This is a genomic window from Nostoc sp. ChiQUE01b (genome assembly GCF_034531255.1).
In the GTDB taxonomy this organism is placed as follows: domain Bacteria; phylum Cyanobacteriota; class Cyanobacteriia; order Cyanobacteriales; family Nostocaceae; genus Nostoc.
Window position 1 is genome coordinate 15,185 of sequence record NZ_JAVRBM010000101.1, and the last position, 14,397, is coordinate 29,581.

At 40.3% G+C, this 14,397-nt stretch carries 10 protein-coding genes; 3 read left to right on the plus strand and 7 right to left on the minus strand.

The features are described from left to right. Nucleotides 1-287 precede the first annotated feature (287 nt). The 3 genes from RMY63_RS36375 to RMY63_RS36385 all read left to right on the plus strand — a co-directional run bounded on the left by RMY63_RS36375 (nt 288) and on the right by RMY63_RS36385 (nt 3,946). Nucleotides 288-1,712 (plus strand): hypothetical protein, encoded by a 1,425-nt coding sequence (locus RMY63_RS36375; RefSeq protein WP_322733356.1) that lies wholly within the window; start codon nt 288-290, stop codon nt 1,710-1,712. A 143-nt stretch (nt 1,713-1,855) separates the two neighbouring features. Beyond that, on the plus strand, nt 1,856-2,614 hold the full coding sequence (locus RMY63_RS36380; RefSeq protein ID WP_322733350.1) for a hypothetical protein: 759 nt from the start codon (nt 1,856-1,858) through the stop codon (nt 2,612-2,614). Nucleotides 2,615-2,761: 147 nt separating this feature from the next. Further along, nucleotides 2,762-3,946, plus strand: coding sequence for an ARPP-2 domain-containing protein (locus RMY63_RS36385; RefSeq protein WP_322733351.1), 1,185 nt, complete (start codon nt 2,762-2,764; stop codon nt 3,944-3,946). A 578-nt stretch (nt 3,947-4,524) separates the two neighbouring features. Here the strand turns inward: RMY63_RS36385 and RMY63_RS36390 are convergent. From RMY63_RS36390 to RMY63_RS36420, 7 genes are all read right to left on the minus strand, one after another. Continuing rightward, the gene (locus RMY63_RS36390) at nt 4,525-6,390 is read right to left on the minus strand and encodes a type IV secretory system conjugative DNA transfer family protein (protein WP_322733352.1); all 1,866 of its coding nucleotides are present in this window, start codon (nt 6,388-6,390) and stop codon (nt 4,525-4,527) included. A 196-nt stretch (nt 6,391-6,586) separates the two neighbouring features. After that, nucleotides 6,587-7,762, minus strand: coding sequence for a WYL domain-containing protein (locus RMY63_RS36395; protein WP_322670673.1), 1,176 nt, complete (start codon nt 7,760-7,762; stop codon nt 6,587-6,589). A 654-nt stretch (nt 7,763-8,416) separates the two neighbouring features. Then, on the minus strand, nt 8,417-11,362 hold the full coding sequence (locus tag RMY63_RS36400) for a helicase-related protein (RefSeq protein ID WP_322733353.1): 2,946 nt from the start codon (nt 11,360-11,362) through the stop codon (nt 8,417-8,419). Then, nucleotides 11,359-11,754: a type II toxin-antitoxin system VapC family toxin gene (locus tag RMY63_RS36405; RefSeq protein ID WP_322670659.1), complete on the minus strand. Its 396-nt coding sequence runs from the start codon at nt 11,752-11,754 to the stop codon at nt 11,359-11,361. Before RMY63_RS36405 ends, RMY63_RS36400 begins: the two co-directional genes overlap by 4 nt. Then, entirely contained in the window at nt 11,754-12,041 is a 288-nt protein-coding gene (locus tag RMY63_RS36410) for a hypothetical protein (protein WP_322733354.1), read from the minus strand. The genes RMY63_RS36405 and RMY63_RS36410 overlap by 1 nt, the downstream gene beginning before the upstream one ends. Before the next feature lie 77 nt (nt 12,042-12,118). Beyond that, nucleotides 12,119-12,460 (minus strand): hypothetical protein, encoded by a 342-nt coding sequence (locus RMY63_RS36415; RefSeq protein ID WP_322733355.1) that lies wholly within the window; start codon nt 12,458-12,460, stop codon nt 12,119-12,121. A 56-nt stretch (nt 12,461-12,516) separates the two neighbouring features. Further along, a partial coding sequence (locus RMY63_RS36420) for a DUF1156 domain-containing protein (protein ID WP_416212579.1) occupies nt 12,517-14,397 on the minus strand: 1,881 nt, incomplete at its 5' end.

Below are 14,397 nucleotides of genomic sequence, written 5' to 3' on the forward strand. Positions count from 1 at the left end.
TCTCATGAATTTGCAGACTTACTTTAGCTACTATAGGATTCCTATTTAATTTTTGAAAAACTGAGAAAATCGAAGCCTTGCACGATAGAGATTAAAACCTCAGTATACTTAGTAAGATTTAAGTCGGATTCCTCTAGCTATTTTCTAATCTAGAACTTAAAATAGTCGTTAATACTGTTTGCGGGACTTTGGTGTGACTTCCGAACCTAGCATCTGAAGCTATCCTAGCTTGTCGTGCCGTCATTCCCCGAACAGTACCCCCTTCAAAAAAAGCCACTATGCCAATAATGGACATTAATCGGGCTAACCAACATCAGCAGGTGGCAAGGGAAGATTTAGTCATGTTTATTAATGCCTGCCTTTCCTGCACAGGACAGCGTGAGTTCTATGGTGATGGTTACGGGCAGCGTGTATCTATTGACTTTTTGCACGACTATATTTTAGGTAATTACCGCTTACTCTATACCCGAACATTGGCAGCAGGGATTAACCACTTCAACCAAGCGCAGATTATCCTCAAATTACTAGCAACAGGAAAACATACACCCCCTGAACATCGACAAGAAGAAGGTGCATTAATTGCCGCAGCATTAACAGCCTTACCACCACAACGAGGTTGGGAAGTATTGCAACAATTGCGGAAAAGAAGTATCAATAATCGTCGTAGCAGAGCGATCGCTCGTGATTATCTCCAGCAAAAACGTGACATTAACTTTGATGCTGTCAAGTATCGCTCTAAATTTCGAGCGATCGCCTCCCATGCTCACCTCACCCTACCAGGAGAATTAGGTAATTTTCTCTTTGGTAAATGGAAACAGCAAGTTTATCAAACAGAGCTATTCGAGACATTTCGCCAAGCACACTATAGCGCTCAAGCAGTTTATCAGTTACCCTTTACAGTTGCCGAAGGTTTAGCAGCGAAACACGGAATTAAACGAGAGGTCTTTTTATCCCGTATTCAAGAACAAATGACCTTGAATGAAAAATTGCGCTTTCAAGGTTCAGCCAACCGCACAGAAGTAGAAATCGACATTAATTTAGGTCGTCTCCCCCTAACTCGTTTGGCGCTGTATATCTTATCTTTGCCATTGGATACTCGCAAACAGCAGTGGGATATCTTAAACCAAGCATTAGAGAAATCTGCTGCCTTCACATTAAGAAAATCACCCCTAAAACTAGAACGAGTAGCCGCAGTCCTAGATTGCAGCTACTCCAGTTCCGGGTCAGCCGAAAAACATCGTCGTCCTTTAGGAGTAGCCTTAGCTACTCATTACTTACTAAAAGCAGCATCCCAGGAATACCAAGCTTTTTGGACAGCATCAACCAACGATCCACTGCTGATTCTAGCTCGTGGACAAACAGACCTCGCTACTCCCTTACTGAATGCTTTGGACTGGGGCGCAGATTTAGTAGTACTTGTCACTGATGGTTGGGAAAACGACCCTCCCAGTGGAGCATCGGAAATTCTACGTGTATATCGCCATCGTTTAGACCAGAAACAAAAAACTTCCATTATTCATTGCAATCCTGTTTACAATGCCGATGACTTTTCTTTACACCCCCTGAGTCCCGCAATTCCCACAGTAGGATTACGAGATGCAGAAGATTTACCTACGATGTTGGGCTTTGCCCGGTTTGCTGAAGGTTCTGCATCTTTAGCTGAATTAGAATCATATTTAGCAGAGCGAGTCAAGCAAATGTTAAGGGTGTAGAGTATAGAGTTTGCAAGAATTAAATTGATTTATTTTCAATAGCTTAAATAAAATACTGTCGCCCAAAAAATTCCTTCTCTGTAAAGTTTCTCCCACAATTATCGGAACATAAAATAGTTAGATTACTTAAAATTAGATGACTTATGAAACCACTACATTATTTAATATTTCATCCTGACTACGCAAGAAAAAAAACTGAAGTCAAAGCTAAGGTTTTGATGGATGATAAACTTACAGATTGGCAAGGTAATGTTTGGGTGGATGAACCGTGTGGAAATGAAGACCCATTCGTATTTTCAGAAAGATGGCTTTATTCATACTGTCATGCTACTCAGTTAAGAAGAAAACCTACATCAAAATCTTCTCATGTTACAGCAGGATCATATATTTTTTTCTGTAGTGGAGATGCTGCCAATAAAAATACTATTCAGCTAGATACAGTTTTTGTTGTAGATCATAGTGCTGAGTGGCCGGATAACCAGCACGGAATACCTGAAGAGTTCCAACAGGATTATAAAAACAATAAATCTGAGCGATGGGAGAGACATTTTAAATACTCTTTTCTTGGTCAGCATACTGGAAAATATACCTATGTGAGTAAGCAATGGTTTGATAGCAAAGATGAGTATTCTTTTTTGCCAATTTCTCAGAATGGCGATAGAGTAGAGTTTAATTTAGGATTACTTACATCAAATATTCAATCGAAGATAAAAGACAAAGTAAATGGAAAATATCCAGTAACATTAAGCGAGCAACAAAAAACAGAATTACTAAAAATAACATTATCTCTAGCGAGTATTAAAGTAATCGGGAATCTGAAGCGGCAGGATAACAATATCAAAACAATAAATCCTGACAATATAAGCTGTGGATCAAAGTTAGTAAAGTTCGGAAAGTGTTAGGTTTAGTATGGCTACACTCAATACAATATCACTATCAAAATCAAATTGTAGATATTAAAGACAAAAAACTGGATTCAGGACAACATAAACTGATATTGCTCAAGATACGGTATTGCTTAAAGTTAATAAAAATAGACCCACCATCCTATGGCATCCAAAAGCAATCTGTTAGCAGATATATCACTCAAAGGACTAGAAATTGCTCCTTCTCAAATACGGGGAACAGTGCGGATTGTGCCATTATTGCGCCATCAAGTACGTAACGACTTGCGTTTACTGCGTCGTAGCTACGATGAAGATTTAACAGTTGTTTCCTTAGCAGGAGAAATGACAGCACCAGGAATGAAATATTTTTCCTATGTTCCTCACGGACTAGTATTGTCTTGGACTAATGACGGCAGTCCTGTGGGGGCTTTTGGGGGACAGTTTTTTAAAACAGATGGTAAACTGCTAAACTATGGTTGCGCTAGTGTCCGGTTGATGCACCGGATGGTGAAGCGGGAATCTAGTAATCAACTGAGATTTTTGCCACTGCATTTGGCAATGGAAGGCTTTTTATCAATGTTTTTCTCTGGCCCTGATATTGCCTGGAGTGAATATTCTAAGTATGCCCTTTCTCATGGGCTGGGTAGCCGAATGGAAAGCTCTTTTAGTGGACGCTACATTGCTGGACTTGAAGATGCTTTGCGGGTATTTGAAATTCACTCTCGACAGGTTGGGGTATTGGTATTTGTTGCCGAAGCATTAGCATCAGCTTTTGTAGTACCGACACCAGAGGACTATCGGCTTCTGCACAATAGCTTGTTAGAAGACTTCTATGGTGAGTTATTGTACCAATACGCTTTACTACACGATACTACTTTTCCCATCAGTGTATCTTTAGATGAGTCAAAAATTAATGATTTAACAGCCTTGAGAGCAGCAGTACAAAATATGCGTTCAGATTGGGCATCGTTTCAGGGTTTCATGGCAGAGGGACTGTTAGGACGCAAGTTAATTTCCCAAAAAGTCTATACTGCTGGTTCGTTCATGTTACAACGATTTATTACTGACCTCAACCCCAACGAAGAAAATCATATTGGGGAAGCGATTATTCGAGAAAATGGTGAATTGGAGTATTTGAAGACTTACCGCTTATCAGGAATGCAGACTCGCCGAGTTTATTTGCTGAGTCAGTTAGCCCAGCATAATTGGAATTTAGATGCTACTGCTAGTAAATTGGGCAATACACGAGAGGAATTTGTGCTGCGTTTAGAAAAGGTGGGTTTTGGTTATTTGCTCAATGTAGAAGTAAGACAAGCAGCATTGAAAAAAGTCAAGGGTAAAAGGTGATATTGTCTTGCTAAGATTCAGCATTAATTTTTTACAAATTAATTTCACTACATTCGTCAATTTACGAAGGAGTAAGCTGTCGTGCGTATAACTTGCACTTTTTAGGTTTGCAACCATTGGTAACTCTGTAATGCTCTGGAAAATCACAGACGCGACAGCTTATAACACCGTCTGAAATATGATAGTTGAACTCAGATGTAAATGAAAACAACAGTTTTGAATCATGAAATGAGAGTTTTGAAGCATATCTAGAATGAAAGTTTATGAAAATGCTGTTTTCAAAGGGTTATTTTGTACAATTTTTAGCCGAAAATATTTTTTCAACTCATATTCATATTATGCATCAAAAAATAAACTCTCGCTCATAATTTGATGCAAAGTTTGATATTGCTTTTGGCTATAACGTTACTTTTTGCTCGGTTTATGATTAAAAGTACAAACACCGAGTTAAACGGGGTGAATACAACCTAAACAAGCGAAAAAAGGCTGCCCAATTATACCAGCAAACACTGAAGATTCTACGCAGTGAGCAAACAAGATATCCAACAATATTTCACTTCTTAAAAGCTACCAGCCTCTTATCCTTGCAATCCGGGTGTTTGATAAACTCGTGTTGGGAAATTTTCTAAAACATCAGTTTCACTGTTATTAGACTCATGTGCAGATGCTACATCTTCCTCTGGTAATGGCAACATCCGCGCTGCTGACTCAATCCGTTCATGTAATGCTTGTGTTAACGTTTTAATATCAGGAATTATCACCTGACTTTCTAAAGCAAGTTTAACTTGTGTGTCCCAAAGAGCCTCACTATCATGCGCCCGTTTTTCATCGGCTTTGGACACCGGAATAATTAAAGGATAAGGAATAGAAGCTTGTCCCTCGGAACTATAACCAGGACTGGTAATTACGCACTTGCCTTGAGGAAATTTCAAAATTTCGTCAGCACTGATTACAGGCATTTTTTGCAAATTCTCACTCCAGCTAATTGAACGGCTCATTTGTCCGCCAAGCGATCGCCCTGTGGTACGATTTTTAATCAGCACTTCCTTCTCACCGTAACGCTTTGAGTAATCCTCAGCCGTTTTGTAGTTACCAGGATTAAACAAAACATGGGTACTGCAAGCAGAAGCGATCGCACTCCCCATCTTATCCCCATAAATATCGTAAAGTTGCTCTAAACTTTGGATACCTAGAATAAAGCAAGCACCATTAGAACGATATTCATTAATCCACTGTGGCAGTCGGTCTAGCTTAATTGATGGTAATTCATCCAAAGAAATAATCAACGGATCTTTGCGGGGACGGCTTAAATTACCGACAATCATCAAGTGCATTGCAGCCGCCAGCAGAGGCCCAACCACGCTGCGGCGTTCATCATCTAGCTTGAACACCACCATCTCTCTACCTTCAAGCTTAGTGGGAATGTCCGATTTCCCTATAAATGCCCTCAGCAAATCAGCTTGGATGAAAGATGAGAAAGTACCTGCTGCTGTGGTCAAAATCCCCGAAATAGTCTTCTCTGCATCCTTAGCACTCAAAAATTGAATAAACGAAGTCGCCACCCATTCATCCAACCTTTTGGACTGTACCGCATGGTCAAGGCGCTGTACAAGTTTTGGCAACCGCAGCACCGCATAAAGCATCGCCATATCTGGGTAAGGAGAACCCTTAACTAACTGCAAAAGTGCTTTAGCTAACAAGTCCCCGGCTTTAGCAAAGAACTCATCACTTTTACCACCACTGGAAGCATTGCGGTTAATCACTTGTCCAATTTCCCCCGCCATTACCCCATCGCGTGCATCACGCATATAATCCAAAGGATTAATCACACCGCTAAAGGGTTCACCGGGGGCAAATACTCGTACTTTATAGCCATAACGTGCAGCTAGGGGTGCATGGAGTCGTAGTTGGTCGCCCTTCTTGTCGTAGAGTAAAATCGGAAAACCTTGCTGCATCGCACTTTCTAACATCCGGTCTATCGTTGAGTAGGTTTTACCAGACCCAGGCGCACCTATTACCAGTGTTCCCCTTTCGGCATTGGGAAACCAAACACTAGGAGATGCACCTAACATTGTTTGCAGATTAGTAATTAGCGATCGCCATTTACCTTTTACCCAATAGCGAGGAGTTCCAGACCACAGGGTAACTTTATTGTGTTTATGCTCCTTGATTTGCTTGAGTGCTAGGTTAGTCGCTGCTAGTTTCTCACTGATACCGGAGACTTTACCAGTGGTGATTTTTCCCTTACCAGTACCACTGATTTGCAACAACAGTAAAACGAAGAGCATTCCACCGACCATCATCCAACCTTGGGGATTGTTATACTGCTGAAACAACTTGCCAAAGTCAATGCTAGCCAGAGGTGTTTGAAAGGATGACACTTCAATTAATGTCGAGTTAGCAGTGATCTGGTTGTGTGGTAGATTTTTCTGGTAAATGTTCATAGCAGTGAAGTATGCATTTAACAGAAATTTTAGCTACCAAGTGAAAGCTAAAGTATTGACCTTCTGGACATTTTTTTAGAGGTCTTAAGAGAAGCGATTGTGATTTGAAACAAAAAATGATTATCGTGTAGGGGATGGAAGGAGTGAAAGGAGCATCGTTTGTCAAAGCAAATTAGCAATGTCCAATTCTATAATTCTAAAGATAACGAGCAAGCAATTCTTGAGCAGCTTGCTTGTGTTTTTCCACCAATTCCTTGGGTGTAAGGAATTGAGCGCTACCCATAAAGCGATAAACCCAACGGCTAAATTCCGTCAGCGATCGCGATGGAAGTTTGAGTCTGTAATCTAGGTAGCTTGGTTTTCCATCTGGAGTTTTCGCTCCAAAAGAAATTTTCTGGCTTTTATGGCGTTTTTCGCCTTCTTGAATAAACACCATAACATCAGGAAAGAAGCGCACGGTTACTTTAACAAAATCTAATTTTCCCTGTCGCTCTAAACTTTGTTCCTCTTGTTTACCTAAATATAACCCCCAGCCATTCTCCAGTAGTTGATGTGCGACTTGGAGGCTTTGCCATTGTTCTGTTGAATCCCGTCCTTTAGAGTCAAGCAACTTAAAGTGTTCGGTAAACCTATCCAACCTTGAGATAGCTAAATGTCCATTCTGACAATCTTCATGCAATAGATACCAAGCTATATCTGAATAGATAAGTTGTAAAGGGTAAATATTTAAAAACTCAGTAATACCTTGTTGATAAGCATTGCGACTGCGATAAATTTCTATTGCCTGGCCCCGAATAATAGCGCTTTCTAGCTGTTCTAGTTTCTCAAAAAGGGTGCCACGATACTTGCTATCAGCCATCATTTCTTCTGGGTCAGTGTAAATAATTGCTCGATTGATTTGCGCCCGCACTGGATAGGCAAATTGGTCTGCTAAGTTCAGTCCCCGCAATCGTCGCATCAATATTTGATAAATTTTGTTAACTTGCGGATCTTGTTGATATTTTGCTTGAGAACTCAAGGCATTGAACGCAACCTGTAATTCTACCCGACTCATTGCACCAGTCCCCAGATAATAACCCCAACGATACATGCGGTTGTCTAGGATATTGTAGTGACGCAATGTCCGCAAATCTTTTCGCAGCGTGTGTAATGAGTAAGCTGGCAAATCAATACCGCAGTCACGAGCAACTTCCAGCAAACGCACCGACACCTCAGTAAGTGCATCATGATAACCCCCAGATTTTGTATCGATTGAATCATTAAAATCACTGTTGCCCACTCCGGGATAACGCACAAAAGTCGCAATCAGTAGCATCAACCGTTCAAACGCCTGGAGGTCAGTATAAAGATGAGCAATAGACTTCTTGGGCATTTTGACCTGTCAAGTAAAAGAAAATATTCAACTAGTACTTAAATTAATCTCTCAAAGCTCTACTAGTCTTGCTTTTTAGGTAATTTTAAATAATCAAATAAATACTCGGATTTAATGGATTTCTTGAAATCCCTTTTGCTACTATGCAGTTTATACAAGGTAAATCAAGGCATTCAGCCTACATTGCAACTCAAACGGCAGAAGTACTAGACCGATATCTTAAATAGATAATTTTCCGCGTAAATTGTAGATATAGTGTAAAAATAGTTACTTAAAACCCTTTGCAGGGAATCTTAAGTATAGAGATACTTTTTTGTCAGGGCAGCAACCGAACTTTGTTGGTTGTCTGGTTAGTAAAAATTGAACAAGAAAGCAGAGGGAAAAAGGCAGAAGGGATAAATCCCTTCTCCGATTGCCCGATAGCCCAGCGTTAGCGACGCAGTTTAACTAAGTTAGTTATCTACTAAACAATGACTACTTTTAACTTCTCTATACCAAGACAAACGCAACATCTTTGGCAAACAATTTCGTCACATTGGTCTCATTATAATCGTCCAGATAAACAGCGATTTTTGGGTAGCATTCAGATTAGTCAAAAAGCCACAGACCAAGTTTTAGATGTTGTAGGCTATAACTTGAGCAACCTAAGTACAGTTACTTATAATAAGTTATATGAAAGATTCGATGAACCTGAGCAGAACTGGTTGAAAATTCTAACTTTTGCTCTATCGGAGTATGCATATCTGGATCAGCACTCATAACAGCCCGTTCAATAAAGGTAGGGACTTGGGCTAGAATAGGCTGAAGATTACCAACAACAGTGGCAAAGGCATTAATGCGATCGCGCAATTTTCGATAAACCTTTGCTTCCACAGTGCCATCATAGTAAAAATTGTGAATTCGCACAGTCGGATATCTTTGTCCAATGCGGTCAATTCTCCCAATACGCTGTTCGACCCGCATCGGGTTCCAAGGCATATCATAATTAATTAACACGCCGCAATTTTGTAAATTCAAACCCTCGGAAGCAGATTCAGTACAGAGGAGAATTTTAATTTCATCTTGGCGAAATCGGCGTTTAATTTCTTCCTTGGGAACAAGACACCACTCCCCATTCTGGTACAATTCCCCACCACGACCTGAATAACAAGCTACTTGGCTACCGTACAACTCCTTCAATGTATCCCGTAGATAGTCCATCGTGTCAGTGTACTGGGTGAAAACGATCGCACTTTCTCGGCCGGTTAATTCTTGGCGTAAAATTTGAATAAAGCGAGAAAGCTTGCTATCTTCCCCAGTGTTTTCAAATTGGCGTAGTAATTCTTCAAGATATTGAATTTCCTGGGGGTCTACTGGTTCAAAGAAAGATTCCAGTCCAGCAATCACTGCATCATCCTCATTATCCACATCTACTAAATCGTCGTCACTTAAAACGCTTCCCCGTTGAGTTAACAAATAATCCAAACGACGTTGCAGAGATGACTTTATAGCATAAAATGAACTGGTCAAACGTTTACGGTAAAGGGTCATCAAAAAACCCAAACAAGAACGCTGATCTATTTGTGCCAATCGGTAAAAGTGACGTACATAGTCGCTGACAGCTACATAAAGCGGTACTTCCCGTTGGGGTTCCAGCGTAATAGCATTATCCTGCACAACTCTAGTAGGAATATCCCGCTCTAACAGTCCCCTTTGATAGTATTGTCGGAGAGTGTCGCGGGTGTGGCGGAACATCAAGTCTTTTAAGGGAGTATTCACTGTCAAATATTGGCGTGAGGTGTCGATAAAGTCTTCATCTGCCAATAGTTGTTTGTGATTGGAGATTTTCTTTCCCCGTTGCCAAGTATCCTGCATTTTGTAAGCAAGAATGCGATCGCTCTTGGTCAAAAACTGCTCTAATCTAGAACAAGGCTGTCCGCCGCGCTGAAAATAATCGCTAGACATTACTTGCCAAAAATTTATTACTTCCTGCTTGACAGCACCTTGTAGCGAGGCGAAATAATAGCAGAAGTTATCGCCATAACTCCAATGTCCCTGCAATCCCAGCAGGTTTAACAAATCGAAAACTTCTATGGCATCAATTTGCATGGGAGTTGCTGAGAGAAGAATCAGGGATTTAGTCTTCTCCTTCAACTGTGCCATTAACTGTAACAAGCGATTGGGCGTTTCCTTACGGTCTTGGGGACTTTTGCGGCGTGCATGGTGTGCTTCGTCTAAGATTACTAAATCCCAAGGTTCTGCTGATAGTAGCTGGTGCAGTCTGTCAGTTCTTCGCACCAAATGAGAAGAAGCCAGGATTAAATCTTGAGTATTCCAGGGATTAGCTGCTGCGGGGATAGTCCGCTTGTAGGGGTCTTTAAATTCTGTAGATGTGTAACTCCAAAAATGCAGATTAAATTTTTCCCGTAGTTCTTCTTGCCATTGGGGTTGGACACTAGCAGGTGCTAAAATCAGTACCCGCTTCACTTTTTTGGACAACAGCAGATAACGCAGAATTAAACCAGTTTCAATAGTCTTTCCTAAACCAACTTCATCAGCAATAAGAAAACTTTGGGGAAAATTTTGAGCAACGCGGCGCAGGATTTTAATTTGGTGTGGCCAGGGGTGAATGGGAATTGATTTTAAACAAAAGTCCAAGCAGCCGGGATGTTCATGAATATTGGCAAGTTGAGTAAATGCTAACCTTTCTTGTTCACTGATGACAGTTAACTGTTGACTGTTAAATGATGAGGGTTCACTGTTTATTTCAGTCAACTGTGAACTGTTAACAGTTGACCAATTTTGTTCACCATTAACTGTTAACTCTTCCCCGTCAACCGTCAACTGTGAACTGTCAACATTATTAATTGGTCTAGAGTCAAATTCTATTTGAGCATTCCAATCAGGTTTAGTAGATTTTGCGTAACGCAACAGCTTTTTCTGTACCGCCTCTGGAACTTCAAAGACTCGCACGTTAGGCGATACGTCATACCAAAGTTGCTCAAATCTCGCTACTTCTTCTTCAACTCTATCTAGTTCCCTTCCTCCCTCCCAAGAACAATAAACGTGAAAGGATTCTACGTTCCTCTCCCAGCCACCGATAGATTCGTTATTAGAACCGTTAAATGCTAATTTTTCGCCCTTGCTATCAGTAAAAATGCCAACTTTTTCATGAAATATATGCTGTGGGTCTAGTTGCTGTGTACTATCTTCAGGTAGTCCATTTTCTGTGAGAGGAATAGCAATTTTAATATCGAGATACTGGTTTTGAATCAACCAACTGAGAATTTCTAAGTGTTTGAGTTGGGCAAAACTTTCTGGTGGTTTTAAGTCTGCGTCTAGACGAGATAGCAATGCATCTCGCAGTTCGTATCCCTGTTGAATTGCTTGTAAATCTTGGGGGCTAAACTGACAACCCATGATTAACCGCATTCGCCCTTTGTTGTGCAGCATTGCACCTAAACCCCGTGCAACTTTACTTAAAATGGCACTACTAAAAAAACCTGCTTTCCGGTCATATTGAATGGCACACTCTAAAGCAGGAATGTAGAAATCAGTGATGGTGTTGTGGGTGTTGCTAGTGTAGCTAATTTTCCAAGGATATTCACGCAGGTTTTTCAACTTTCTAACCAGTTATCTAATTTTAAGTTGGGAATATTAATAAAATCTTTGATATTGTTAGTAACAAGAATATCGTCACGAGAACGAGCTACAGCAGCAATCAAAGCATCAAATTCTCCAGTTGGTTTCCCAATTTTCCTGAGTTCGCTTTGAATCTTGCCAAATTCGATAGCCGCTTCTATTTCAAATGGTTCTACTGGTAGGAGTTCAGTGAACTGTGCTAATATCTCTAGATTCTTGGCTACCTGTTGAGAACAATAAACGCCTTTATATAGTTCTGAAACTACAATGATAGAGAGATAGCATTGGCTGAAAAAGCGATTAAATTTAGTAACAGCTTGGGGATTTTCGTTCAGCAGTGCAATACAAATGTTGGTATCTAGTAGATACATTAGCCGTTATCCCGATTATCAAGTGAGTCTAATGTTCTGCCTTGATAAGTATGGCGCTGTTCGTCAATTTCTGTAAATATTTCTGCTAATTCCGGTTGGTTCTTCCAAGCCCCAAATAATTGATTTAGTCTAGCTAGTCTCTCCTCATCTGTTAATGGTGGTTGTGGTTCTGTAATTTGATTGGCAATAAATTCTACGTCTATGATTATTTCTGTCCCATCTGGAATATTATTAAGTTGTTCTAATATTTCAATATTTTGACCACGTTTTATGCCTCTAACCTTCATGTTTAATTACCTCCTGTAATTATTAGTTGACTGATGATTGATGATTGTTATCAAAGAAAGTCATGATATAGCTTTCGTTAAGATTGGATAATTAATTTAAAAACTTTATCCGATAAATTTTGCTGACAAGCATCAAACCATTCTTGAACCAATTTATCTTTCCCATCTGGAACTTCATAAAATCTGAAAGACATACCGCCACTTCTAGATATTCTGACAACTCCTGACAGGTCTAATATCTCCTGATTGATTTTAGCGGATATTTCTAATGGGATAGATACAGATTCGAGTTCTTTATTAGATGGGTATTCTGATGGAATTCCTCTGCTTTCTGCTGTTTTTTTCGCCAGTTCTAAATCTTTTAACGCCTCAGCTTGACCTGTAGATTTTAGCTCTACACTAAAATCATATTGATTCATTTTTTATTTCCTCCATTAATTAATTATGACAGTTGTTTGTTAACGGTTAACAGCCCTCAATCATCAGTCTCTAAATTCAAACTAATTTGTCCATAATTTAAGGATAGCTCAGGTTGCACATAAGAGACTTTCGTCTTGATTTCATCCATAGCCAACCACAAATCTAATAAGGCTTTTTCTTCGGGAAGGCGTTTCTTTTCATCACCAATGCGGGGAATTACTTTCAACGCTACTTCAAATGTCCGCATAAATAAATCGTTGCTGACTAAGCCAGTATTTTTGAGAAATCTACGGACTGGTTCTGTATTGTCTTCCTCTTGGTAAAGGGCGATAATGGCGTGGAGTCCATCAACTAAATATCTAGCAGAAAATTCAGTATCAGTGACAGAGAAGGCGCGTTTTTTCAAGCGTTGTTGCGGGGTGAGTAATTTACAGTAACCGCTTCCAGAATCGAGTAGTTTGTGTTTTTTGACTAAATCGGAAACATCAAAACCACCCACTGCTAAAGCCAGTTGTCTAGCTTCATCGAAGGGGAATTCTCGCGCTTCAAAGGTATCCCATGCCAAGATGTACCATTGGGTTAAGGGGTCGATACCGTTGAAGTCTTTTCCTTCTAATAAGTTTTGCAGTCGGTATTCGACTACTGCTTGGCGCACTTCTTCAAATGCTGCTTTGGGTTCAACTGGATTACCCGCGCTGTCCAGAATGGAACTATATTTGGTAAACACACTTAAAGCAGAACCGAAAGCACTTAAGCACAAGTTAATACCAGGAGGTTTAATGCGGCGTTGCGGATCTGCTACTCTATCAGCAGCAGGACGAGAATCTTCAGTTAAGCTTTTTTCGAGTTCTGGTGCTTTTTCAAAGACGATATTTCGCACGTCGATTCGCACGTCATCCCACCAAGCTTGTTCGGCGTTGGGGTCACGTTTGCGGCATACTAAAAGCACGGTGCTGGATACTGCGTTTTTCTGCGCTTGGTGTAAGTTTTGCGGGTTTTCGGTACTGACTGCCCAAGATGCGGTAATCTCGAAACCAGCATCGATGAGGGATTTTGCTAAGACATCCCACGCGCCGGAGTCTTTGTGGTTGAATTGCACTGTCATTACGCCGTCGTCGCGGAGGACGCGGTGATATTCGGCGAAAGCCATCGCCATTTTTGCTTCGTAGTCTTGGTTGGCTAGTTTTTCGGGGTTATCTCCCATGTTGCGGAAGCGGGAAGGGTTAGCGACGGCTTCTCTGTCTTTGTCTGTGAGTTCTAAGTAGAATAATTCGGGGAAGATATCGCCAAGAGTGCGTTTTAGCCAGACGTAGAAAAAATCTGAAATATCCGCATAGGGAATCGTACCATAGTAAGGTGGATCTGTGATAATTGCATCAACTGAACTATCAAGAATATGAGTTAGATTATCAGCTGATGCGGCATCTATTTGGACAGATTTTTTATTGTCTTCTTCAAGACCTAGAATACTTGTAAAACCCTTGCTGCCGAACAAATTACATACATTTATATAATTTGATGTAGATTTTTCAGCACACCATTCCCATAAACGCAGACTTCCATTAGTTTCTGGATAGTTCCAAATCAAGTTTAGTGCATGTTGCCCAGAAGCACCTTCAATTTTTGGGCCCATTGCATTCACATGAGCTAATCTACAATTTACATCTATACAACGATCTAAAACTAATGCTAAATAAGTTACTATAGCTTCTACTTTATCCCCTTCACACTCTGCTTGAATTAGTGCTTTTGCTTCATTTATAATTTCTACATAAGTTATAAGAGTTAAATTTTGACGGTGGTTAAAGCATTGCATCCATTCAGTTATTCCATAATTACGAATCATGGAATATTGAGGATTAAGAGGTGTGGATTCATGACTAATATAGCAACGGACAAGGCGATTAGGACGCTGTGCGAAGCACATCTTCCATAG